Origin of the sequence: Enterococcus sp. AZ197 (genome assembly GCF_050556405.1) — a bacterium.
Taxonomy (GTDB): Bacteria; Bacillota; Bacilli; order Lactobacillales; family Enterococcaceae; genus Enterococcus; species Enterococcus faecalis.
Map to the genome: position 1 here is coordinate 1,327,293 of NZ_CP187873.1, position 22,806 is coordinate 1,350,098.

The following is a 22,806-nucleotide window of genomic DNA, read 5'->3' on the forward strand; positions in this document are numbered from 1 at the left end:
TAAGAAAGGTTGGGGTAAAATGTCAGAATCAGAACAACGTAGTTTGCAATCGATGCAAACAGAAGTTGATGATTATATTCAACAGTTTAAAACAGGCTATTTTTCACCATTAGGACAAATGGCTCGTTTGACGGAAGAGGTCGGAGAATTAGCCCGTGAAGTCAATCATTATTATGGTGAAAAACAGAAAAAAGCAGACGAAAAACCAAAGACAGTATCAGAGGAACTTGGAGATGTCTTTTTTGTATTGATTAGCATGGCAAATTCTTTAGAGATTGATTTAACCGAAGTTTTTGAAGAAAATATGGCCAAATTTAACAAGCGGGATCGCTATCGCTTTGAAAGAAAGGATGGGAAAACACATGATTAAAATAATTGTCGCTGGGTTTAAAGGACGGATGGGCAGTACTGCTACACAAATGGTCTTAGAAACCGCAGACTTTGAATTAGTAGGTGTGTATGATCCTCATGAAGCACAAGAAACTGTTTCTTTCAATGATGAAACAGCAATTCCCGTTTTTCAGCGCTTAGAAGAAGTCCTAGCTGTCAAACCAGATGTTTGGATTGATTTTACGGTTCCTGAAGCTGCCTATCCAAATACGCGTTTTGCGTTGGAACACGGTATGGCGCCAGTTGTTGGGACGACAGGCTTTACGGAAGAACAAATCAACGAATTGACAAACCTATCTCGAGAAAAAGCCATCGGCGGCTTAATTGCGCCAAATTTTGCAATTGGGGCAGTTTTAATGATGCAATTTGCCCAAAAAGCGGCACAGTATTTTCCAGATGTGGAAATCATTGAATTACATCATGATAACAAATTGGATGCACCGAGCGGAACGGCTATAAAAACTGCAGAAATGATTCAAGAAGTTCGGCCAGCAAAAAAACAAGGGAATCCGCAAGAGGTAGAATCAATACCAGGGGCACGCGGGGCTGATTTCGAGGGTCTGCGAATCCATAGTGTCCGCTTACCTGGTTTAGTGGCACACCAACAAGTCCAATTTGGCAGTGTAGGTGAAGGGCTCACTATTCGGCATGATTCTTATGATCGGCGTTCATTCATGACAGGAGTAGCGTTAGCTTGTCGGCAAGTGGTACAGAGAACAGAACTACTTTACGGATTGGAACAGATGCTATGAAATTGACAACTATTCCAAACGAATTTAAAGAAGCCGCTCCCGTTATTCGTGAAATCAATGCACAGGGCTTTGAAGCGTATTTTGTCGGGGGCAGTGTCCGTGATGCTTTATTAAATAAACCAATCCATGATGTCGATATTGCGACAAGTGCCTATCCAGAAGAAATTAAGCAAATTTTTAAACGAACCGTTGATGTGGGCATCGAACATGGTACAGTCCTTGTATTGATGGAAGACCAACAGTATGAAGTAACAACCTTTCGTACCGAGTCAACTTATCAAGACTTTCGCCGACCAGATGAAGTCACCTTTGTTCGCTCCTTGAAAGAAGATTTAAAACGGCGAGATTTTACGATTAATGCCTTGGCGCTCGACAGCACAGGCGAAATCATTGATTTATTTGATGGTATCGAAGATTTAACTAATCAAACCATTCGTGCAGTCGGTAATCCCCATGAGCGGTTTCATGAAGATGCTCTGCGAATGATGCGGGGCTTACGCTTTGCTAGCCAATTAGATTTTAAAATTGAAGAAAAAACCTTAGCCGCTATCGCTGAATTTCATCCTTTATTGGAAAAAATTTCAGTAGAACGCATTACAATTGAATTTGTAAAAATGCTTTTAGGGGTTAATCGACAAGGTGGCTTAGCTCCGTTTATTGAAACAGAATGCTATCAATACTGTCCCAAATTACGAGAACAAGGGGCTGGACTTTTTCGTTTAATGGACTTGCCTGCTCGTCAAATTGAAACAGAAGCAGAAGCGTGGACGTTACTTATCCAATCATTGAATTTACCAGAAGCAGAAATTCGCTCCTTCTTAAAGGCTTGGAAACTTTCAAATCAATTAATTCAAAACGTTTCACAATTAGTACGCGGTTTGCGTTTTCGCTTGAGTAACGACTGGCAGCCAATGATGCTTTATGAATTAGGCGAAGAATCAGCAGTACTTGTTGAAAGGCTTTTATATTATTACCAACAAGAGAGTCAAGTACAAGTAACAAAAGAGTTAGTTAAGGCATTACCCATCCATCAAAGACATGAATTGGCCATAACAGGAAAAGACCTTTTAGCCGTCTTAGAAGAAACACCAGGCAAATGGTTAGGGGAACTGATTGCTGAAATCGAGCAACACGTTGTTGAAGGTAGCTTAGAGAATAAACAAGAAGTTCTGCTTTCGTTTGCCAAAAAACAACGTTCAAAAGGAGAGAAAGCATAATGCCAACAGAAATGTTTACAAAAGAATTTTTGGTGAAAGAATCACAAACGGCTAAAATGCTCGGTTCTGGTGACTTAGAAGTTTTAGGAACCCCTGCTTTAGCTGCCATGATTGAACAAACAGCCAAAGAAGCTGTGAAGGACCAATTATCAGTTGGGGAAACAACTGTCGGAACGGTGTTAGAATTGCGCCACTTATTTCCATCCGCGGTAGGGGCGACAATCGTTGTTACGATGACCAGCATTGAACAGACTGCACACAAAATACGCTATGAATTTGTTGCTTATGAAGGAGAACGACAAATTGCCAAAGGTTCTCACCAACGTGCAGTAGTTGAGATTGATTCTTTTTTAAAAAGAATAACAAAAGATTAAGAATCTACAGCGAAAGTTTGTGACCGTTTATCAAAAGTATGGTAAACTAATAATGTAAGAAATTATTTTTAAGTAAGGAGATTTGTGCTATGGCTAGAGAAATGACAGGACTTAAATTTTATTTCAGAAATGGTGAAACTTGGACGATTGATCGTCGTTTTATTGGTGATTTATGGATCAAACATATTACAACAAGTTTTGGCCGTATCCATGGTAGTGAATTTGTTGAAATTCATCCATGTGAAGGGTTCAAAATTGAAATTTTCCAAGAAGGAGATCATGTTCAAACCCACGATATTAACTTAGGTGGCTTAGAATTAGGGATGTTCTCTCGTGCTTTAAAATATGAAGATATCGAACGTATGGAAATTCTTTACAAAAATGGCACACCAGATTTAGTTTATTTCCCTTACAAAGATAAAACAGATGAGGGCTTGGATAACATCTATCAATCTACAAAAGTCAGCGAAAAAACTAAAAACTTATACATTGTTATCGATCCAACACAAACAGTTGATGATGTATACGCTGAAGAATTAAAATAATTTTTGCTCCACAGGAATCAGTGAAATGACTGGTTCCTGTGGCTTTTTTCAGTCTTTTTACGAATAAAATAACATTGGTTTTAATGGAATAGTCAAAAAAATAAGCGAATAAGTGTTGACACATGTTTTTTCTAGCGGTATACTGTTAACAATTCTTAATTAAATCAGTTTTGGAGTGATTCTTATGACAACAACGAAGAAAAACCATACACAACTGAATAACTTTTACTTTAGCTATTTTAGATAGGTTTGTATTCATAACATTATGGGTACAGACAACAAACGTTTGTATCTATAATGGCTAGGGAAATTTAAGATGACTTTCAGCCATGTAGATTTAAGAAAATCTATAGTGGCTTTTATATTGCTTTTTTGTAGGGTATTCACTGTAGATTTTTCTTAAAATTTACTGTGAATATCCTTTTTGTTTGGCCAAAAATTAGGATTTCAGAAACTTACTAAAAAAATTTCGTAAAGGAGCACACAGGATGAAAGAAATAACTGGAGCTACTCGTTTAGCTGGGTTATTCGCGAAACCCAGCCGACACAGTATTTCACCGTTGATTCATAATACAGCATTTCAAAATTTAGGAGTTGATGCTCGGTATCTGGCGTTTGACGTTGGACAAGAGACATTGCCACAAGCAATTGAAGCGATTCGAACGTTTCACATGTTAGGGGCCAACTTATCAATGCCCAATAAAGTGGCGGCTGTAAGTTATATGGATGAACTAAGTCCTACCGCCCAACTGGTTGGCGCGATTAATACGATTGTCAACAAAGATGGAAAACTTTACGGAGACAGCACGGATGGTACTGGTTTTATGTGGAGTTTGAAAGAGAAAAAGGTTGACGTTTTTCAGAATAAAATGACCATCTTAGGAACAGGTGGTGCAGCCTTATCAATCATTGCCCAAGCTGCTTTAGATGGCGTGAAAGAAATCGCCGTTTACAACAGGAAAAGCGCGGGGTTTAACGACAGTCAAAAAAAACTGGCAAATTTCACTGAACGAACCAACTGTGTAATCCATTTAAATGATTTAGCGGATACTGAAAAACTAGCAAAAGATGTTGCTGAAAGCGTCTTGTTAGTTAATGCAACGAGTGTGGGTATGCATCCACATGCGCATAGTAGTCCTATAGAAAATTATGCAATGATTCAACCAAAGTTATTTGTGTATGATGCTATTTATAATCCCAGAGAAACACAGTTATTAAAAGAAGCCCGTTTACGTGGCGCAGAAACAAGCAACGGCTTGGACATGCTACTTTATCAAGGAGCTGCTGCTTTTGAACAATGGACAGGACAAAAAATGCCTGTATCAGTCGTAAAACGTAAAATTGAAAATAGATAAAAAGAGCGCCGTTTAAAGGCATGAGGAGAGAATATAATGATCGTAATTATGAAAGAAAATGCAACCGAAAAGCAAATGAAACAAGTCATTGATTTAGTAACAGGTGCAGGCTTAACTACTCAAACAAGTCAAGATAATGGAAAAACAGTGATAGGCTTGATTGGTGATACAGAAAAATTAGTTGAAGCAGAGTTAACAGCATTAGAAGGCGTGGAAAAAAGTGTTCGCATTTCGTTGTCTTACAAACTAACGAGTCGTTTATTTCATCCAGAGAATACAGTGGTTGATGTGAACGGTGTTAAAATCGGTGACGGCAGTATGACCATGATGGCGGGCCCTTGTTCAATCGAAAGCTTAGATCAGATTCGTGAATGTGCGCGAATTGCTAAAGCTGGCGGTGCAACAATTTTACGAGGTGGTGCATTCAAACCTAGAACGTCGCCATACGCTTTCCAAGGACTAGAAGAAGAAGGACTAAAATACATTCGCCAAGCGGCTGATGAATTAGATATGCAAGTCATTACAGAAGTGATGGATGAAGCGAATTTAGAACTTGTCGCAAAATACAGTGACATTTTACAAATCGGTGCGCGCAACATGCAAAATTTCAAGTTATTACAAGCGGTTGGTAAAACTGGAAAACCTATCGGCTTAAAACGCGGGATTGCTGGTACGATTGATGAATGGCTAAACGCAGCTGAATACATTGCTGCGCAAGGAAATTTCAATGTGATCTTCATTGAACGTGGGATTCGTACGTACGAAACCGCTACGCGCAATACACTTGATTTAAGTGCGGTGCCTTTAATTAAAAAATTAAGTCATTTTCCAATTATTGTTGATCCGAGTCATGGTGTTGGTATCTGGGATTTAGTACCGCCAATGGCCCGAGCAGGTGTTGCTTCAGGTGCGGACGGCTTGATTGTAGAAATTCACCCAGACCCAGCGAATGCGTGGTCAGATGGGCCACAATCCTTGAATGAAAAAACTTACCTACGTATGATGAAAGAAGTTCATATCATCGAAAAAGCAATGAAAGAAATTAATGCTTTAGAAGATTAGTAAAGACAGAGGAGTAGAGGACATGAAATTAACCGTAACGTTACCTACACATTCATATGATTTAACCATCGAAACAGGTGCCTTAGATAAAATTGGCACCTGGGTACGTAGCCTGTGGCAGCCACAACGGGTAGCGATTATTACCGATGAAACGGTGAATAAATTATATGGCGCAGCTGTTGAGAAAGAATTGCAAGCTGCTGGTTTTGAAACATCATTGATTGCTGTAGCGGCAGGTGAACAAAGTAAGAGCCTCGAAATAGCTCAACTGCTTTATGATTTTTTAGCGGAACAGCAATTGACTCGAAGTGATGGTCTAATTGCTTTAGGTGGAGGCGTTGTGGGAGATCTAGCTGGATTTGTCGCTTCAACCTATATGCGCGGTATTCACTTTTTGCAAGTACCAACAACCTTACTGGCACAAGTAGATAGTAGCATTGGAGGTAAAACAGCGGTTAATACTAAAAAAGCCAAAAATCTTGTCGGTACTTTTGCCCAACCAGATGGGGTTTTAATTGATCCTAATACACTTAAAACATTAGAACCTAGACGTGTGCGTGAAGGAATTGCAGAAATTGTAAAATCAGCAGCTATCGCTGATGTTGAATTGTGGCACCGTTTATCCTCTTTGGAAAATGAACAAGATTTAGTGGCACATGCAGAAGAAATTATCACGGCCTGTTGCAAGATTAAACGTGATGTCGTCGAAGAAGATGAATTAGATTTGGGCTTACGTTTGATTCTGAATTTTGGGCATACGATCGGCCACGCATTAGAAAATACAGCTGGTTACGGGGTGATTGCTCACGGTGAAGGCGTTTCTTTAGGAATGATTCAAATAACTCAAGTCGCAGAACAACAAGGGCTTTCCCCACTTGGGACTACCCAAGAGTTGGTCACCATGCTAGAAAAGTTCCATTTACCAGTAACCACAGATCGTTGGTCAGAAGAACGTCTCTATCAAGCAATTACACATGATAAAAAAACACGTGGGGGACAGATTAAAATCATTGTCTTAGAAAAAATTGGTCAAGCGAAAATTGTCTCTTTACCAACGGAAGAAATTCGAGCATTTTTAAACAGAGAAGGAGGAATTTAAGATGCGCTTTATTACAGCAGGCGAATCACATGGACCTGAATTAACTGCTATTATTGAAGGCTTACCAGCCGGCTTGCCTTTAAGTAGCGAAGAGATTAACCGAGAATTAGCAAGACGTCAAGGCGGTTACGGTCGTGGGGGACGGATGAAAATTGAAAAAGACCAAGTACGTATTACTTCGGGTATTCGGCATGGTAAAACACTTGGCTCACCAGTAACGTTGATTGTCGAAAACAAAGACTGGAAAAATTGGACCTCCGTGATGTCAGTAGAGCCAGTTCCTGAAAAACAAAAGAAAATCCGCCGCGTCAGCAAACCACGTCCAGGACATGCTGATTTAGTCGGTGGCATGAAATATCAACATGATGATTTACGGAATGTTTTAGAACGGTCTTCGGCACGAGAAACAACGATGCGTGTGGCGATTGGTGCGGTTGCTAAAAAACTCTTAGCTGAACTGGATATCCAAGTCGCTGGGCATGTCGCGGTATTAGGTGGGATTGAAGCTACGATCCCTGAAAATTTAACGATTCGTGAAATTCAAGAACGATCTGAACAATCTGCCGTTCGCGTATTAGATCCTTCCGTAGAAGAAAAAATGAAAGAACTAATTGACCAAACCAAGAAAAATGGCGATACAATTGGTGGGGTAGTAGAAGTACTTGTGGGTGGCGTTCCAGCTGGCTTAGGTAGCTATGTCCAATGGGATCGTAAACTAGATGCCAAAATTGCGCAAGCAGTTGTAAGCATCAACGCTTTTAAAGGTGCTGAGTTTGGCATTGGATTTGAAATGGCACAACGCCCTGGTAGTCAAGTGATGGACGAGATTGTTTGGGACGAAAGTACTGGTTATACCAGAACTTCCAACAATTTAGGCGGTTTTGAAGGAGGAATGACCAACGGAATGCCAATCATCGTTCGTGGTGTCATGAAACCTATTCCAACCCTTTATAAACCATTACAAAGCGTGAATATTGATACAAAAGAGCCTTATAAGGCCAGTGTTGAGCGCTCTGATAGCACGGCGGTACCGGCCGCTAGCGTTGTTTGTGAAGCCGTTGTTGCAACGGAAGTAGCAAAGGCTATGCTCGAAAAATTTGATAGTGACTCATTTGAACAAATGAAAGAAGCAGTGAAACGTTATCGTCTATATACTCAAAACTTTTAATGGAAGAAAGTCGCAAGTATATGGAGGGAAAAAATGAAGAAACGTATTTTAATCGTAGGATTAGGGCTAATCGGGAGTTCACTGGCTTTGTGTATCAAAAAAGGGCATCCAAACAGTGAGATTATCGGTTTCGATAATCAAGCGGAGGCAACTGAATTTGCTAAGAAAACGGGTCTAATTGATGAGATAGCTGAATCTTTAACAAGTGGGGCAAGACGAGCAGAGATTATTTTTCTTTGTTCCCCAGTTAAAGCAACTTTAGTACAACTAGAAGAATTAAACCAATTATCACTAGAAACTGCTCTGATCACAGATGTGGGTAGTACCAAGGTGGAAATTAATCAGTTAGCAACAAAGCTTAACATGAAAAATTTTATTGGTGGTCATCCAATGGCTGGTTCACATAAATCCGGCGTAACAGCCGCTGATGAACGTTTGTTTGAAAATGCCTACTATATTTTTACCGATGACCATGGCGAAAAAAACAAACAGATTCAGGAGTTACAAACGTTACTAAAAGGAACGCATGCGAAGTTTATTACGATGCCTGCACAGGAACATGATGAAATTACTGGTGCTCTAAGTCACTTGCCACATATTGTTGCCGCAGCGTTAGTGAACGAAAGTCAGCAACTGAATACCACTTACCCTAGAGCGCAGCAGCTAGCGGCTGGAGGATTCAGAGATATTACTCGAATTGCTTCCTCTGATGCAACGATGTGGACGGATATTTTATTAAGCAATCGCTTAGTATTATTGGACTTACTAGAAAATTGGCAAAAAGAGATGACTACTGTTTGCCAATGGTTAACAGAAAAAAATGCCCCAGCTATTCGTAATTTTTTTGATAAGGCCAAAGAAACACGTGCTCAATTGCCTATTCATAAAGAAGGCGCAATCCCAGCTTTCTATGATCTGTTTGTTAATGTACCAGATCAACCAGGAATCATTGCTGAAATTACGCAAATTTTAGGCGAAGCGGACCTTTCTCTTACAAATATTAAAATTTTAGAAACGAGAGAAGAAATCTATGGGATTCTTCAATTGTCTTTTAAAAATCAACCAGACTGCCAAGCTGCAAAACAAATTTTATCTAAAAAAACGAACTATACGTGTTACGAAAAATAAGAGGTGATGAGGGTGCAACTACGTACAAATGTGAAACATTTACAAGGGACTCTGATGGTTCCTAGCGACAAATCGATTTCCCATAGAAGTATTATGTTTGGAGCGATTTCTTCTGGAAAAACGACGATTACAAATTTTCTAAGAGGCGAAGATTGTTTAAGTACCTTAGCGGCGTTTCGTTCTTTAGGTGTGAACATTGAAGATGACGGGACGACAATCACCGTTGAGGGGCGAGGATTTGCAGGCTTAAAAAAGGCGAAGAATACAATTGATGTTGGAAATTCAGGGACAACAATTCGTCTGATGCTGGGCATTTTAGCTGGCTGTCCCTTTGAAACGCGCCTAGCTGGTGATGCGTCTATTGCCAAACGACCAATGAATCGTGTAATGCTTCCTTTAAACCAAATGGGAGCGGAATGTCAAGGGGTTCAGCAAACGGAGTTTCCGCCAATTTCTATTCGCGGGACTCAAAATTTGCAACCGATTGACTACACAATGCCTGTTGCAAGTGCTCAAGTTAAATCGGCTATTTTATTCGCCGCTTTGCAAGCCGAGGGCACTTCTGTAGTGGTTGAGAAAGAAAAGACACGTGATCATACAGAAGAGATGATTCGACAATTTGGTGGGACACTTGAAGTAGACGGTAAAAAAATTATGTTAACTGGACCGCAACAATTAACAGGTCAAAATGTGGTAGTTCCTGGTGATATCTCTTCTGCAGCTTTCTTTTTAGTTGCGGGTTTAGTAGTCCCAGATAGCGAGATACTTCTGAAAAATGTTGGCTTAAATCAAACGCGGACAGGTATTTTAGATGTGATTAAAAACATGGGCGGTTCCGTCACTATTTTAAATGAAGATGAGGCCAATCATTCTGGCGATTTACTTGTAAAAACGAGTCAATTAACAGCTACAGAGATTGGTGGCGCTATTATCCCACGTTTAATTGATGAGTTACCGATTATTGCTTTGTTAGCTACTCAGGCTACTGGCACGACAATCATTCGAGATGCAGAAGAATTGAAAGTCAAAGAAACCAATCGGATTGATGCAGTAGCGAAAGAATTAACAATTTTAGGCGCCGACATCACGCCTACTGATGATGGCTTAATTATACATGGACCAACTTCTTTACATGGTGGAAGAGTTACCAGTTATGGGGATCATCGTATCGGGATGATGTTACAAATTGCTGCATTACTTGTAAAAGAAGGCACTGTTGAATTAGATAAGGCTGAAGCAGTTTCAGTTTCTTATCCAGCATTTTTTGACGACTTAGAACGTTTAAGTTGTTAACGAAGGAGGATAACGAACCATGGAAAGCATTGTTTTAATTGGTTTCATGGGTGCGGGTAAAACAACTATCGGCCAAAGTTTGGCCAATAAACTGAAGATGCCTCATCTTGATTTAGATACAGCGTTAATTGAAAAAATAGGACGCTCAATTCCTGACTATTTCGAAAAATATGGTGAAGCAGCTTTCCGAGAACAGGAAACCCAACTTTTAAAGGAGCTGTCAAAAAATACAGCCGTCCTTTCAACTGGGGGCGGGATTGTTGTCGGACCAGAAAATCGTAGCTTATTAAAATCTTTTCAGCAAGTGATTTATTTACATGCGACACCAGAAGAGCTGTTAAAAAGAATCACAGAAGATACTGAAAACCAACGGCCCTTAGCTATAGAACGTTCTTCAAAAGAAATCATTACTTTGTTTGAGTCTCGTAAAAATTTTTATGAAGAATGTGCGAAGATGACAATTGATACGACCAATCGCTCGCCAGAAGAAATTATCAATGAAATTCTGCAACAATTAAAGGAGTAGAGAAACGATGAAAGTTGGTTATTTAGGTCCGATTGGTTCCTTTACGTACAGTGCAACGTTGGCTGCTTTTCCTGAAGCTACGTTGATGCCGTACGCATCGATTCCAGCTTGCTTGAAAGCAATTGAACAGCAAGAAGTGGCATGGAGCATTATCCCAATAGAAAACACGATTGAAGGAACTGTTAACGCATCGATAGATTATTTGTATCATCAAGCGCAGTTACCTGTCCAAGCAGAGTTAGTTTTACCGATTCAACAACAATTAATGGTGGCAAAAGAGAATCAAGCGATCTGGCAACAAAGTCAGAAAATTTTATCACATCCGCAAGCATTAGCTCAATCGCAGATGTTTCTAGAGAAAAACTTTCCAGAAGCGATTTTAGAAGCAACACCTTCAACAGCTTACGCCGCCAAATACATTGCAGAACATCCAGAATTACCTTTTGCAGCTATTGCACCAAAACTTTCTGCGGAAATGTATGATTTGACCATTGTTGAAAAAAATATACAAGATTTATCGGTAAATCAAACCCGATTTTGGGTTCTTGGTTCTGAAAATTTAGCGATTTCTTTCCCGCTATCTGAGAAAAAAATAACACTGGCGATTACGATGCCAAGTAATGTTCCTGGCTCTTTACACAAAGCATTAAGCGTGTTTAGTTGGCGAGGGATTAATCTTAGCAAAATAGAATCGCGGCCGTTGAAAACAAAGCTAGGAGAGTACTTCTTTTTAATGGACTTAGTGAAAGATCAACCAGAAAAATTAATTGAAGCAGCCTTAACAGAACTGGAACTCATTGGTGCAGAAATAAAAATTTTAGGGGATTACCCGATCTATGTTTTGTCCACACTTTAAAGAGTTAAAAATGAAAATGAAGCTTACTTATTAGATAAAGTGAGTTTCATTTTTTATTAAATTACATATTTGTAATAGGAATTTCCTGTGAAATGAGGTATCCTAAGAAAGGTGATAAAACACAGAGGTAAAGGAGTGACACGATGAGTCGTGTAGATCGTTATAAACATATTCATGAAAAATCGAGACCAGCAGAGCATAAAAAGACCTTTAATCCCCGAAAATCAATGGGTGAACATAGAGAAGAAGAACCAGAAGAACTAGCTGAAAGCCTTCAAGAGCCAGTTTACGAAGACAGCTATACTGAGGACAGTCGCAGAAGTGAGAGGCGACATCAAACAGATTCAGGTGGTGGCAACGGTTCTGACCAACCACCCCGCGGAAAAAAAGACAAGAAACCAAAAAAGAAACGTAAAAAATCAAAAACAAAACGCTTTTTCAAATGGCTAGTGATCCTATTGATTCTGTTATTTGCCTATAGTACAGTCATGTTTTTAAAAGGAAAATCTGCAGCAGAACATGATGACTCGTTGCCTCAAGAAAAAGTAGAAACATTTAATGGTGTCAAAAGTAGCAACGGGGCTAAGAATATTTTAATTCTTGGCAGCGATACACGTGGGGAAGATGCTGGACGAGCCGACACAATAATGGTTCTCCAACTAAATGGACCATCAAAAAAACCGAAATTAATTTCATTTATGCGTGATACATTCGTGGACATTCCTGGTGTCGGGCCGAATAAAATTAATGCCGCATACGCTTATGGCGGTGCTGAATTGGTTCGTGAAACGTTAAAACAAAACTTTAATTTAGATACGAAATATTATGCTAAGGTAGATTTCCAATCATTTGAAAAAATTGTTGACTCTATGTTTCCAAAAGGTGTCAAAATCGATGCAGAAAAATCACTGAATTTAGATGGTGTTGATATTGAAAAAGGGCAACAGGTCATGGATGGACATGTCTTACTTCAATACGCTCGCTTTAGGATGGATGAAGAAGGCGACTTTGGTCGGGTTCGTCGCCAACAACAAGTTATGTCAGCTGTAATGAGCCAAATGAAAAACCCAATGACTTTATTAAGAACCCCAGAATCACTTGGGAAATTAGTCGGCTATATGTCGACAGATGTGCCTGTTAGTTTCATGTTAACGAATGGACCATCATTGTTGATTAAAGGAAAAGCAGGGGTTGAGTCATTATCGGTTCCGGTACCAGATTCTTGGAATTTTGGTGAATCCTCTTATGCAGGCAGTATTTTAGAAGTAGATGAACAAAAAAATGCTGACGCCATCGAAAAATTCCTGAACGAATAAGGAAAGCATTTTAAAATATCCTTTTTTATGCTATATTAGAAACAACGTGGAAAATTAGTGAAACGAGGTTACAAAATGAAAATTGCTATTGTGACAGATAGTACAGCTTATTTACCCGAGCGCATTAAAGATCATCCGAATCTTTTTGTAATTCCCATCCCAGTCATTTTAGATGGAAAAATATACAACGAAGGCATTGACATTGAAGCAGATGAATATTATGCATTGCTAAATAATAGTAAAGAATTTCCGACGACTTCACAACCTGCTTTAGGAGAAGTGTTAGAGCTTTACAAATCAATCGCTGAACAAGGGTACGACACCATCATCAGCATTCATCTTTCTTCAGGAATCTCTGGTTTTGTTCATACATTGCACGGACTTACCGATGAAATCCCAGGCGTTGCTTTGTATCCATATGACTCAAAAATTACAAGTATGCCAATGGGACACATGGTAGAAGCTGCTTTAGATTTAACAGAAGAAAAAGCCAGCTTAGAAGAAATTTTTGCCAAATTAGATTTAATTCGTGACAATACGTATGCATATCTAATTGTAGAAGATCTGAACAACTTAGTTCGTGGCGGTCGCTTAACGAATGGCGCAGCCTTGATCGCTGGACTATTGAAGATTAAACCTATCTTGACTTTTGAAGATGGAAAGATTGTATTATTTGAAAAAATCCGTTCAACAAAGAAAGCTTTTGCTCGTGCAGAAAAGATTATTGGTGAACGAAACGCAGGGATTGAAGCACCAGTTAAACTGTATGTGATTCATGCCAATAACCGCATCGTTGCTGAAAAAGAACAAGCAAAATTACAAAAGCTATACCCAAATGCAGAAATTGAAATTGGTCATTTTGGTCCAGTTATCGGGACCCACCTAGGGGAAAAAGCAATTGGTTTAGCGATTTCAGCTCAATAATAAAAGATGAGACAAAAGTAAACTACTTCTGTCTCATCTTTTATTCTATTATTTTATCGTTCGCTGGTGTTACTCAGCCGAACACTTTTTGTTTATAAGAAAATGTAAAATTACTCCTTTTTATTAGAAAATATCTTGCAAATTAAGCAATTCCTTACAAAGTAATGTATACTAAGGAAGAGGAGGCGGTTAAATGAAAAGAAATATAGCCTTGTTGCAAAGCGAAAAAATGAAAAAAGTTCAAGCTTTAGCAAACTACTACCAAGAATCAATTGACTTACCGCCTGGAAAAAACCGTGAGGCGGTTATCAAAAAGATTAACGAATCAAAAAAAGAAATTAAAGAAATAAATGATATATTAACAGATATTCAAAAGAAAAAGAAATAAAGGAGTCGTTTGTGATTATCGATGGATTTACGTTATTGCTATTTTTATTTGTCGTCGTTATGTATGGTTACTTTTACTTCGTACGTAAAAGTATTGTAATTCCGGCTGCAAAACATCCTACAACAAAATATTTAGTTGCTTTTTTTAGTTTAATGATTCTGGCCAATGCATTTTCGGCAGGAGATAAAATTGAAATGATTCGAAGTGTGTTATATATTTTGATTATCTTCAGTTTTCTTTACGATGCAAGAGGTTTTGCGGAGGACTGTATTATTACGCATCCTTTTGACAATCGGGGCACGGCCTTTAAAGATATCGAAAAGATTGTCCTTGTTCAAAAGCCGAACGGTATTCGTTTAGGGTATTTAAAAAAAGGCAGAAGAGGGGTGGTTTTACGCTTTTCTGCGCCACTAGAAGAAATGGTTCTTTTTCTTTCAACACGGATGAATGAAGAGGCAGAAATTGATATTATTGTTAATGAAGATTAACCATGTTCAGCTCCTATAAATCAGCTTTTCCCGCGTTAAGTTTTGTCTGAATTTCTTTTGAAAAAAAGAAAGCAATTTTGCTTGTACTTTTGGTAAAATTTGTTATAATTAGTCAGATTAAATTTTGGAAGGAAGTTGTTTCGGTGAGTGAAGAATTTGAAAAGTGTGTCGCTGACTTGAAAAAGAAATATCAAGCAATCCCTGAAGAAAAACGACAACACTTTGCAGAACGTATGCAAAAGAAAAATTTCTTACGCTACAAAAAAATTGAATTAATTAAAGGAGAACTTCTTCGTTTAGAAGCACGACGCGCTCAATTGGAACTTTGCGAACGCAGTTCTGAGTTAGAAGAAGTTGAAAAGAAAATTATTCTTAAAAAGAAAAAATTACTTAAATGTTTTGATCGGTAAGTCAATAAAAATTTAATATAGAAGGGAATGATAGGATGGAATTTACCTTTCTAATCATTGTTTTTGCACTGTCTATTACCTTCTCAAACATATTCAACCGGATTGTTCCCGTCATTCCGCTGCCAATTGTGCAAATTATTGTAGGCGTTCTAATTGGTTTAACTAAAATGGGGCAGGAAATTGAATTTGAGCCTGAAGTGTTTTTAGTAATGATTATTGCACCGCTTTTATTTAGAGAAGGGGAGCTAATCAATCTGAAAGCAATGATGAAAAATTTCGGGATGATTCTTTTCTTGGCCTTTTTTGGTGTGTTAATTACCTTAGTTGGAGTCGGCTGGACCCTGCATATGATTTTGCCTACTTTACCATTAGCTGCTTGCTTCGCTTTTGGAGCGGCTTTAGGGCCAACGGATGCGGTGGCGGTAGGTTCGTTATCAGGTCGAATTGACATTCCTGAACGTTCGATGAACATTTTATCTGGTGAAGGACTCATTAATGATGCATCAGGCGTTACAGCCTTTCAATTTGCATTAGCGGCTTTATTAACGGGGTCATTTTCGCCGGTGGAAGCGGCAGGGACCTTGGTTATTTCCAGCATTGGTGGAGCGGTAGTCGGAATCGTGTTAGTTCTATTAAAACAGCAAATTGTTCATTTACTTGAAACTGCAGTGGCAAAAGATGTTACAGGCTACTTGTTGATTGAATTACTCTTGCCATTTATTGCTTATTTAATTTCAGAGTTGATTGGCGTTTCTGGAATTATTGCTGCTGTGATTGCTGGAATTATGCAAGCGTCTAGTTTGAAAAAAGTTTCGCTTTTTGAAGCTGAGCTGTCAAATGTTGGCGAAAGTATTTGGAGTATGATTGAGTTCACTTTAAATGCCTTAGTTTTCTTATTCTTAGGAATTGAACTTTCTCAAGTGTTTTCGCCAATTTGGATTGACCAACAATATTCAAACTGGTTCCTACTACTGGTTGTTCTAATTATTAGCGCCGTTGTCTTTTTGATTCGTTTCTTAGCCATTTTCAGTGTTTACACGCTTCAACATGGACTTAAGAAAGTTAAAAACGCAATGAATGAAATGCTGATTTTAACTTTTGGCGGTGTTAAAGGAACAGTGAGTTTAGCCACCATCTTTATTTTGCCAACAGCGATTAACGGCGAGCATTTTAAAGAACGACCGTTATTACTATTTATTACGGCTTGTGTTATTTTGGTGACTCTGATTGGCGGGATTCTAGTTTTACCATTTTTAACTGATTCAGAGACGGAAGTGGAAAATGAAGAGTCAGTCGAAATTGATTTATTACGTGATGTCATTGATGTCTTAAAACAGCAAAATGAAGAGAATCCTCGTGGTGAAATGAATGCGGTCATTGAAAATTATCAAGATCGTTTAAAAGAATTGTATACCGAGCAGCTAAGTGCAGAACGAAAACAAGAAGTGCAAGAGTTGCGGACGTTAATTGTGTCCATTGAACGAGACGGCTTAGAAGAAAGTCTGAAACAAGGAGAAATTAGTGTCAGAAGTTATCGTATGTATCAACGCTTGATTACACGGATGCAACGGTCGATTGCCAAACAATTATTATCGATTGTAGGCTTTTGGTTATTATTTGCTCGACAAATCATTTCGATTCTTTTACATCCTAAGCTATTTTTCAATCGTGGTGAAGCTTCTGAAGAAGAAAAAGAATTACGAAATGAAGAACTAGAAAATATTCGCCAAGTTTTTCTAAGAAATTCTCAAGTTATTCTGAAGAGTTTAGATAATTTGCGCGGTGTCTATGATGATGATTTAATTGATTTCTTCATTGACGGACGCTTGGATTTAGCCCATAAGTTTGAAAAAGGCGAATTTATTGATTCGTATATTGTTCATACGGAGACAGACTATGTCAAAGACCTATTATTAGGCTTCCAAGAAGAACGACGGATGATTGATCATTACGAACAATCTGAACGCATTTCAATTATCGAAGCGAACGAGTTACGAAAAAATGTCAATTTATTAGAGAGTTATTCGATTAGCGGCGAAGTGAATAATGTTCCGCTGAAACGATTTGTTAAAAATTTTAATAAAGAATAAGTAATAGTGTATGAGATGAAACCAAGACGATTTTTATCTCATGCACTTTTTTTATAATCCAATTTTTGATACAATAAGCAAGACCAAAATAGAAGGAGTTGGTAGTGTCGGTGAAAGAATTAAAAGTAACAGATTTAACCAAAACATATGGGGAAAAAACACTATTTGATCATCTTTCTTTTTTGATTCATGAAAAAGATCGCATTGGTTTAATTGGGATTAACGGCACAGGGAAAACCAGTTTATTAAATATTATTGCTGGCGTAGATAGCGGTGATGGTGATCTTGCTGCGATTCAGCAGCCAAGTGATTATCAAATTGGGTACCTTTCCCAGAATCAAACATTTGACGAGAATATTACGATTGCAGAAGCCGTGTTTCAGGGAGACAGCCCGATCATAAAAGCGGTCAAAAATTATGAATTAGCGTTAGCTGCTTTAAGTGAGAATGGTTTAGACGAAGGGGTTCAAAGACGTTACACGCAAGCAGAAGAAGCCATGAATAAACAAGATGCTTGGACAGCAGATACCAATGCAAAAATTATTTTACAAAAATTAGGCATTCCCACATTGGAAAAGAAAATAGGTGAGCTTTCTGGTGGACAGTTAAAACGAGTAAGCTTGGCGCAAGTCTTAATTGAAGCGCCTGATTTACTGTTATTGGATGAACCAACGAACCATCTGGATTATGAAACGATTGAATGGCTGGAAAACTTTTTAAATAACTATCGTGGTGCGGTTTTAATGGTGACCCATGACCGCTACTTTTTAGATCGAGTAACCAATCGGATTTTCGAACTTTCTTTTGGAAAACTGTATGAATACAAAGGAAACTATGAAACGTATGTGATGGAAAAAGCCGAACGTGAACGTGTCGCTGTAGAACAAGAAGAAAAAAGAAAACGCCTCTTCAAACAAGAACTTGCGTGGATGCGAGCAGGCGTTCAAGCACGAGGAACGAAACAGCAAGCAAGAATTGATCGGTTTCAGGATTTAAAAGAAAACTTGCATCAGGTACAAACCAATGGCACCTTAGAAGCAGACTTTGCCACGCAGCGTTTAGGGAAAAAAGTTCTGGAAATCAAGGAAGGAAATTATGCCATTGATCATAAACAGCTTTTGAAAGACTTTAATTTACTCATTCAAGCAAACGATCGAATTGGCATTACTGGTAAAAATGGTGCAGGCAAATCCACGTTATTAAATATTTTAGCTGGCCGCATTCCTTTAGAGAGTGGTCTATATAGTATCGGTGAAACCGTCCGAATTGGCTATTATACCCAGCAAAACGAAGAAATGGATCCTAATCAACGGATGATTGCTTATTTGCAAGAAGCAGCAGAAGAAGTGAAACGCAGTGATGGAAGCAGCGTTGGGGTCGCTGAAATGTTAGAGCGCTTTTTATTTCCTCGTTTTATGCATGGCACACTGATTGGCAAACTGTCTGGTGGAGAAAAACGCCGGTTATATCTCTTAAAATTATTAATTAGTCAGCCTAACGTGTTATTATTGGATGAGCCAACCAACGATTTGGACATTGATACGTTGACCATTTTAGAAGATTATATCCAAACGTTTAAAGGAGCGGTAATTGCGGTTTCTCATGACCGTTATTTCTTGGATAAAACAATGGATAAATTGTTAGTTTTTCAAGGAAATGGTCAGATCCTATCATTTTATGGCACGATGAGTGAATATTTGGCGAACCAAAAAGAACAAGAAAAGGTCAAAGAAAAACCGCTCAATAAACCAGTAAAAGAAGCATCGACAGAAAAGAAAGAAAAAACAAAGCTGACTTATATGGAACAAAAAGAGTGGGCAACAATTGAAGAAGACATCACACAATTAGAAACGAAATTAGAAACATTAACTGAAGAAATGAACCATCAGGGTGATGATTTTGTTCGTTTACAAGAACTACAAGAAGCGGTAACAGCAACGGAACAATTGTTAGAAGAAAAAATGAATCGTTGGGAATACTTGAGTGAATACGCGGATTAAGAGACGGAGGGAATAAGATGGAAGAAGCATACTTAGCGCTAGGAAAAAAGATTTTAGAAGAAGGTCATTTTAAAGAAGACCGTACAGGAACTGGGACGTATAGTTTATTTGGCTATCAAATGCGTTTTGATTTGGCCAAAGGATTTCCCTTACTAACAACCAAACGAGTACCGTTTGGCTTGATTAAAAGTGAGTTATTGTGGTTTTTAAAAGGCGACACGAATATTCGCTATTTGTTAGAGCGAAATAATCATATTTGGGATGAATGGGCGTTCGAACGTTACGTAAAAAGCGCAGATTATCAAGGACCAGACATGACGGATTTTGGGCATCGTGTCTTACAAGATCCAGCGTTTGCAGAACAATACAAAGAAGAACATCAAAAATTCTGTGACGCCATTTTAAATGATGCAGAGTTTGCAGAAAAATATGGTGAATTAGGGAATATTTATGGTGCGCAATGGCGTCACTGGGAAACCAAAGATGGTAGCTTTATTGATCAATTAGCTAATGTGATTGAAATGATTAAAACCAATCCTGATTCTCGCCGTTTAATTGTTTCCGCTTGGAATCCAGAAGATGTGCCTTCAATGGCGTTGCCGCCTTGTCACACTATGTTTCAATTTTATGTAAATGAAGGAAAATTAAGCTGTCAACTTTATCAGCGCAGTGCCGATGTTTTTTTAGGTGTTCCTTTTAACATTGCAAGCTATGCTTTATTGACACATCTGATTGCACATGAAACAGGTTTAGAAGTGGGGGAGTTTGTACACACGCTAGGAGATGCCCACTTATATCAAAATCATGTGGAGCAAATGCAAGAACAATTATCACGAGAAGTTCGTTCTTTCCCAACGCTCGTTTTGAATCCAGACAAGGCTTCTGTTTTTGATTTTGATATGGAAGATATTAAAGTAGAAGGCTATGACCCACATCCAACGATTAAAGCGCCGATTGCCGTATAAAAAAGGAGAGAGAAGCTATGTTAGCAGCCATTTGGGCCCAAGATGAACAAGGAGTGATTGGTAAAGAAGGCAAATTGCCTTGGCATTTACCCAACGACTTGAAATTTTTCAAGGAAAAAACAATTCATAATACATTGGTCTTAGGACGTGCAACTTTCGAAGGCATGGGATGTCGTCCGTTACCAAATCGAACAACGATTGTTCTTACCAGTAATCCGGATTACCAAGCTGAAGGCGTTTTGGTTATGCATTCCGTAGAGGAGATTCTTGCGTATGCTGACAACTATGAAGGCGTGACCGTTATTGGTGGAGGTTCTGTCGTTTTTAAAGAACTGATTCCCGCATGTGATGTCTTATATCGGACGATGATTCATGAAACATTTGAAGGCGACACCTTCTTTCCAGAAATCGACTGGTCTGTTTGGGAAAAAGTTGCCACTGTTCCCGGCGTCGTGGACGAGAAAAATCTCTATGCACATGACTATGAAACGTATCATCGAAACGATAAATAATAAAATGAAGGGAGGCATGAGCAATGCCGACATTGAAAGAAAAAATTATTCAAGAGAGTCAACGTTTAGGCATCGATAAAATCGGCTTTACTCATGCTGAACCATTTATTGAATTAGAAGATTCTCTGCATGAACAACGAGAGCGAGGATATAACTCGGGATTTGAACATCAAAATGTGGAAGAACGAATTTACCCAGAAAAAACGTTTAAGCATCCTAAAAGTATTATCTCCATTGCTTTAGCTTATCCCACCAAAGCTCAGGAAAAAATGCCTAGAGATGAAAAGCGTGGACAATTTGCGCGAGCCTCTTGGGGAATTGATTATCATCACATTTTGCAGGATCGGTTGCAAAAATTAATTGCTTTTATTGAAGAGCAAGCTGCCACTGAAGCAGAAAAAGAACACTGGCGCTTTCGGCCGCAAGTAGATACTGGCGAATATGTTGACACCGCTGTTGCTCAGCGGGCGGGTTTAGGATTCATTGGTAAAAATGGTCTACTGATTACCGAAGAATTTGGTTCCTTTGTATATTTAGGTGAGGTGACCACCAACATTCAATTTGAACCAGATGAACCTGTTCCAAATGGTTGCGGTGATTGTACTCGTTGTATCACAGGGTGTCCTACAGGGGCTTTGTTAGGGGACGGTCGAATGAATGCTCAAAAATGTTTGTCTTATCAAACGCAAACAAAAGGCATGATGCCTGAAGAGTATCGAAAAAAAATGCGTAACGTCATTTATGGTTGCGACATTTGTCAGCTGGTTTGCCCTTATAATAAAGGAAAAGATTTTCATTTTCATGAAGAGATGGAACCAAAGATTGAAGAAGTTTATCCCAAATTAGCACCGTTATTAACTATTTCCAATAAAGAGTTTAAACAGCAATTCGGACACTTAGCAGGCTCTTGGCGTGGTAAAAAACCATTGCAACGGAATGCTTTAATTGCGTTAGCGAATTTGGGCGGCCGTGAAGCTATCCCACAAATTATTCTCTGTTTAAATGATCAGCGTCCTGTCATTCGCGGAACAGCTGCTTGGTCGTTAGGTCAGCTCGCAAAAAGAGAACCCGAGCAAAGTTTAGAAGCTTTAAATTATCTACTTTCTGTAGAAACTGAAGAAGAGGTTATCGAGGAAGCCCAAAAGGCTATTCACTTGTTAACAAGCAAAAAAGGAAGCCGCTCAACGGAGTGACTTCCTTTTTTTATTAAATATGATTGCGATATAAACCAACAACTTTACCTAAAATTGTAACGTTATCTAAAAGAATAGGCGCTAATGCATCATTTTCAGGCTGCAAGCGGATATGATCTACTTCTCGGAAGAATCGTTTACAGGTTGCTTCATCTTCATCGGTCATTGCGATTACGATGTCGCCATTATTGGCATTCGATTGCTTACGAACAATCACTTGGTCGCCATCTAGAATACCTGCGTTAATCATACTTTCTCCTCGAATCGTCAACATAAATAAAGCATTTTCTTCTGTACGTAAATCAGGAGGTAACGGGAAGAAATCTGATGCTTCTTCCACCGCTAAAATTGGTTCACCAGCAGTTACGACACCTAACATCGGAATAGTTGTCGGCTGAATTCCGATCTTTTCCAAGCCTTCTGGTGTTAATTCGATTGCTCGCGGTTTTGTTGGGTCACGTAAGATTAGACCCTTTTTTTCAAGACGAGCTAAATGTCCGTGAACGGTAGAAGTTGAGGATAAATCAACAGCCTTCCCAATTTCGCGAACGGTTGGCGGATAGCCCTTTAATTCGACTTGTTCGTATATATATTTAAGTACTTCTAATTGTCTTGTTTCTGTACGTTTCGCCAAAACCCGCACCTTCTTTCAATTGATAAAATTAGTGTACCATAAAATGCGAACGAAATCAAACAAGCGTTCGTGTTTTATAAATATCAGAATATAGTTGTTTTTTTAAGGCAGTTCTTATAAT

24 protein-coding genes are annotated in these 22,806 nt (G+C 38.7%); 23 read left to right on the forward strand and 1 reads right to left on the reverse strand.

The window, feature by feature from the left end; genetic code table 11:
- Positions 1–19 precede the first annotated feature (19 nt).
- The 23 genes from IGK82_RS06480 to queG all read left to right on the forward strand — a co-directional run bounded on the left by IGK82_RS06480 (position 20) and on the right by queG (position 22,051).
- Positions 20–370, forward strand: coding sequence for a nucleotide pyrophosphohydrolase (locus IGK82_RS06480; RefSeq protein ID WP_002363944.1), 351 nt, complete (start codon positions 20–22; stop codon positions 368–370).
- Entirely contained in the window at positions 363–1,142 is a 780-nt protein-coding gene (gene dapB, locus IGK82_RS06485; RefSeq protein WP_002357591.1) for a 4-hydroxy-tetrahydrodipicolinate reductase, read from the forward strand. Before IGK82_RS06480 ends, dapB begins: the two co-directional genes overlap by 8 nt.
- Positions 1,139–2,359 carry a CCA tRNA nucleotidyltransferase gene (locus IGK82_RS06490; RefSeq protein WP_002365655.1) on the forward strand — a complete coding sequence of 407 codons (1,221 nt, stop codon included), beginning with the start codon at positions 1,139–1,141 and terminating at the stop codon, positions 2,357–2,359. The genes dapB and IGK82_RS06490 overlap by 4 nt, the downstream gene beginning before the upstream one ends.
- Positions 2,359–2,733 (forward strand): thioesterase family protein, encoded by a 375-nt coding sequence (locus IGK82_RS06495; RefSeq protein ID WP_002357588.1) that lies wholly within the window; start codon positions 2,359–2,361, stop codon positions 2,731–2,733. The genes IGK82_RS06490 and IGK82_RS06495 overlap by 1 nt, the downstream gene beginning before the upstream one ends.
- Before the next feature lie 89 nt (positions 2,734–2,822).
- Positions 2,823–3,278, forward strand: a complete 456-nt coding sequence (locus tag IGK82_RS06500; RefSeq protein WP_002357586.1) for a hypothetical protein — start codon at positions 2,823–2,825, stop codon at positions 3,276–3,278.
- A 488-nt stretch (positions 3,279–3,766) separates the two neighbouring features.
- The gene (gene aroE / locus IGK82_RS06505) at positions 3,767–4,633 is read left to right on the forward strand and encodes a shikimate dehydrogenase (RefSeq protein WP_002363947.1); all 867 of its coding nucleotides are present in this window, start codon (positions 3,767–3,769) and stop codon (positions 4,631–4,633) included.
- Between the two features lie 36 nt (positions 4,634–4,669).
- A complete protein-coding gene (aroF, locus tag IGK82_RS06510; RefSeq protein WP_002363948.1) occupies positions 4,670–5,695 on the forward strand; it encodes a 3-deoxy-7-phosphoheptulonate synthase in 1,026 nt (341 codons plus the stop codon).
- Between the two features lie 22 nt (positions 5,696–5,717).
- Positions 5,718–6,794, forward strand: coding sequence for a 3-dehydroquinate synthase (gene aroB / locus IGK82_RS06515; RefSeq protein WP_002382321.1), 1,077 nt, complete (start codon positions 5,718–5,720; stop codon positions 6,792–6,794).
- 1 nt (position 6,795) lies between these two features.
- Positions 6,796–7,962: a chorismate synthase gene (gene aroC, locus IGK82_RS06520; RefSeq protein WP_002357582.1), complete on the forward strand. Its 1,167-nt coding sequence runs from the start codon at positions 6,796–6,798 to the stop codon at positions 7,960–7,962.
- A 33-nt stretch (positions 7,963–7,995) separates the two neighbouring features.
- A complete protein-coding gene (locus IGK82_RS06525; RefSeq protein ID WP_430605166.1) occupies positions 7,996–9,090 on the forward strand; it encodes a prephenate dehydrogenase in 1,095 nt (364 codons plus the stop codon).
- A 6-nt stretch (positions 9,091–9,096) separates the two neighbouring features.
- A complete protein-coding gene (aroA, locus tag IGK82_RS06530; RefSeq protein WP_002379447.1) occupies positions 9,097–10,383 on the forward strand; it encodes a 3-phosphoshikimate 1-carboxyvinyltransferase in 1,287 nt (428 codons plus the stop codon).
- Between the two features lie 19 nt (positions 10,384–10,402).
- Entirely contained in the window at positions 10,403–10,909 is a 507-nt protein-coding gene (locus IGK82_RS06535; protein ID WP_002357579.1) for a shikimate kinase, read from the forward strand.
- Positions 10,910–10,916: 7 nt separating this feature from the next.
- On the forward strand, positions 10,917–11,765 hold the full coding sequence (gene pheA / locus IGK82_RS06540) for a prephenate dehydratase (RefSeq protein WP_010708183.1): 849 nt from the start codon (positions 10,917–10,919) through the stop codon (positions 11,763–11,765).
- A gap of 143 nt (positions 11,766–11,908) precedes the next feature.
- Positions 11,909–13,081, forward strand: a complete 1,173-nt coding sequence (locus IGK82_RS06545) for an LCP family protein (protein WP_002365661.1) — start codon at positions 11,909–11,911, stop codon at positions 13,079–13,081.
- 75 nt (positions 13,082–13,156) lie between these two features.
- On the forward strand, positions 13,157–14,005 hold the full coding sequence (locus tag IGK82_RS06550; RefSeq protein ID WP_002382324.1) for a DegV family protein: 849 nt from the start codon (positions 13,157–13,159) through the stop codon (positions 14,003–14,005).
- A gap of 193 nt (positions 14,006–14,198) precedes the next feature.
- On the forward strand, positions 14,199–14,393 hold the full coding sequence (locus tag IGK82_RS06555) for a hypothetical protein (RefSeq protein WP_002357574.1): 195 nt from the start codon (positions 14,199–14,201) through the stop codon (positions 14,391–14,393).
- An 11-nt stretch (positions 14,394–14,404) separates the two neighbouring features.
- The gene (locus IGK82_RS06560) at positions 14,405–14,881 is read left to right on the forward strand and encodes a hypothetical protein (RefSeq protein WP_002369392.1); all 477 of its coding nucleotides are present in this window, start codon (positions 14,405–14,407) and stop codon (positions 14,879–14,881) included.
- A gap of 77 nt (positions 14,882–14,958) precedes the next feature.
- Positions 14,959–15,291 carry an ACP phosphodiesterase gene (locus IGK82_RS06565; RefSeq protein WP_002357572.1) on the forward strand — a complete coding sequence of 111 codons (333 nt, stop codon included), beginning with the start codon at positions 14,959–14,961 and terminating at the stop codon, positions 15,289–15,291.
- Between the two features lie 35 nt (positions 15,292–15,326).
- Positions 15,327–17,381: a cation:proton antiporter gene (locus IGK82_RS06570; RefSeq protein WP_002371149.1), complete on the forward strand. Its 2,055-nt coding sequence runs from the start codon at positions 15,327–15,329 to the stop codon at positions 17,379–17,381.
- A 110-nt stretch (positions 17,382–17,491) separates the two neighbouring features.
- Entirely contained in the window at positions 17,492–19,381 is a 1,890-nt protein-coding gene (locus tag IGK82_RS06575) for an ABC-F family ATP-binding cassette domain-containing protein (protein ID WP_002365663.1), read from the forward strand.
- A gap of 17 nt (positions 19,382–19,398) precedes the next feature.
- Positions 19,399–20,346, forward strand: a complete 948-nt coding sequence (locus tag IGK82_RS06580) for a thymidylate synthase (protein WP_002357569.1) — start codon at positions 19,399–19,401, stop codon at positions 20,344–20,346.
- Positions 20,347–20,363: 17 nt separating this feature from the next.
- On the forward strand, positions 20,364–20,858 hold the full coding sequence (gene dfr, locus IGK82_RS06585) for a trimethoprim-sensitive dihydrofolate reductase (protein ID WP_002357568.1): 495 nt from the start codon (positions 20,364–20,366) through the stop codon (positions 20,856–20,858).
- A 23-nt stretch (positions 20,859–20,881) separates the two neighbouring features.
- Positions 20,882–22,051 (forward strand): tRNA epoxyqueuosine(34) reductase QueG, encoded by a 1,170-nt coding sequence (gene queG / locus IGK82_RS06590; protein WP_002394454.1) that lies wholly within the window; start codon positions 20,882–20,884, stop codon positions 22,049–22,051.
- Between the two features lie 13 nt (positions 22,052–22,064).
- Here queG and lexA read toward each other — a convergent pair whose 3' ends face one another.
- On the reverse strand, positions 22,065–22,685 hold the full coding sequence (lexA, locus tag IGK82_RS06595; RefSeq protein WP_002357566.1) for a transcriptional repressor LexA: 621 nt from the start codon (positions 22,683–22,685) through the stop codon (positions 22,065–22,067).
- Between the last annotated feature and the right edge of the window lie 121 nt (positions 22,686–22,806).

Coding starts and splice junctions, on each gene's coding strand:
- IGK82_RS06480 (WP_002363944.1), top strand. CDS start 20: ATGTCAGAATCAGAACAACGTAGTTTGCAATCGATGCAAACAGAAGTT.
- dapB (WP_002357591.1), top strand. CDS start 363: ATGATTAAAATAATTGTCGCTGGGTTTAAAGGACGGATGGGCAGTACT.
- IGK82_RS06490 (WP_002365655.1), top strand. CDS start 1,139: ATGAAATTGACAACTATTCCAAACGAATTTAAAGAAGCCGCTCCCGTT.
- IGK82_RS06495 (WP_002357588.1), top strand. CDS start 2,359: ATGCCAACAGAAATGTTTACAAAAGAATTTTTGGTGAAAGAATCACAA.
- IGK82_RS06500 (WP_002357586.1), top strand. CDS start 2,823: ATGGCTAGAGAAATGACAGGACTTAAATTTTATTTCAGAAATGGTGAA.
- aroE (WP_002363947.1), top strand. CDS start 3,767: ATGAAAGAAATAACTGGAGCTACTCGTTTAGCTGGGTTATTCGCGAAA.
- aroF (WP_002363948.1), top strand. CDS start 4,670: ATGATCGTAATTATGAAAGAAAATGCAACCGAAAAGCAAATGAAACAA.
- aroB (WP_002382321.1), top strand. CDS start 5,718: ATGAAATTAACCGTAACGTTACCTACACATTCATATGATTTAACCATC.
- aroC (WP_002357582.1), top strand. CDS start 6,796: ATGCGCTTTATTACAGCAGGCGAATCACATGGACCTGAATTAACTGCT.
- IGK82_RS06525 (WP_430605166.1), top strand. CDS start 7,996: ATGAAGAAACGTATTTTAATCGTAGGATTAGGGCTAATCGGGAGTTCA.
- aroA (WP_002379447.1), top strand. CDS start 9,097: ATGAGGGTGCAACTACGTACAAATGTGAAACATTTACAAGGGACTCTG.
- IGK82_RS06535 (WP_002357579.1), top strand. CDS start 10,403: ATGGAAAGCATTGTTTTAATTGGTTTCATGGGTGCGGGTAAAACAACT.
- pheA (WP_010708183.1), top strand. CDS start 10,917: ATGAAAGTTGGTTATTTAGGTCCGATTGGTTCCTTTACGTACAGTGCA.
- IGK82_RS06545 (WP_002365661.1), top strand. CDS start 11,909: ATGAGTCGTGTAGATCGTTATAAACATATTCATGAAAAATCGAGACCA.
- IGK82_RS06550 (WP_002382324.1), top strand. CDS start 13,157: ATGAAAATTGCTATTGTGACAGATAGTACAGCTTATTTACCCGAGCGC.
- IGK82_RS06555 (WP_002357574.1), top strand. CDS start 14,199: ATGAAAAGAAATATAGCCTTGTTGCAAAGCGAAAAAATGAAAAAAGTT.
- IGK82_RS06570 (WP_002371149.1), top strand. CDS start 15,327: ATGGAATTTACCTTTCTAATCATTGTTTTTGCACTGTCTATTACCTTC.
- IGK82_RS06580 (WP_002357569.1), top strand. CDS start 19,399: ATGGAAGAAGCATACTTAGCGCTAGGAAAAAAGATTTTAGAAGAAGGT.
- dfr (WP_002357568.1), top strand. CDS start 20,364: ATGTTAGCAGCCATTTGGGCCCAAGATGAACAAGGAGTGATTGGTAAA.
- queG (WP_002394454.1), top strand. CDS start 20,882: ATGCCGACATTGAAAGAAAAAATTATTCAAGAGAGTCAACGTTTAGGC.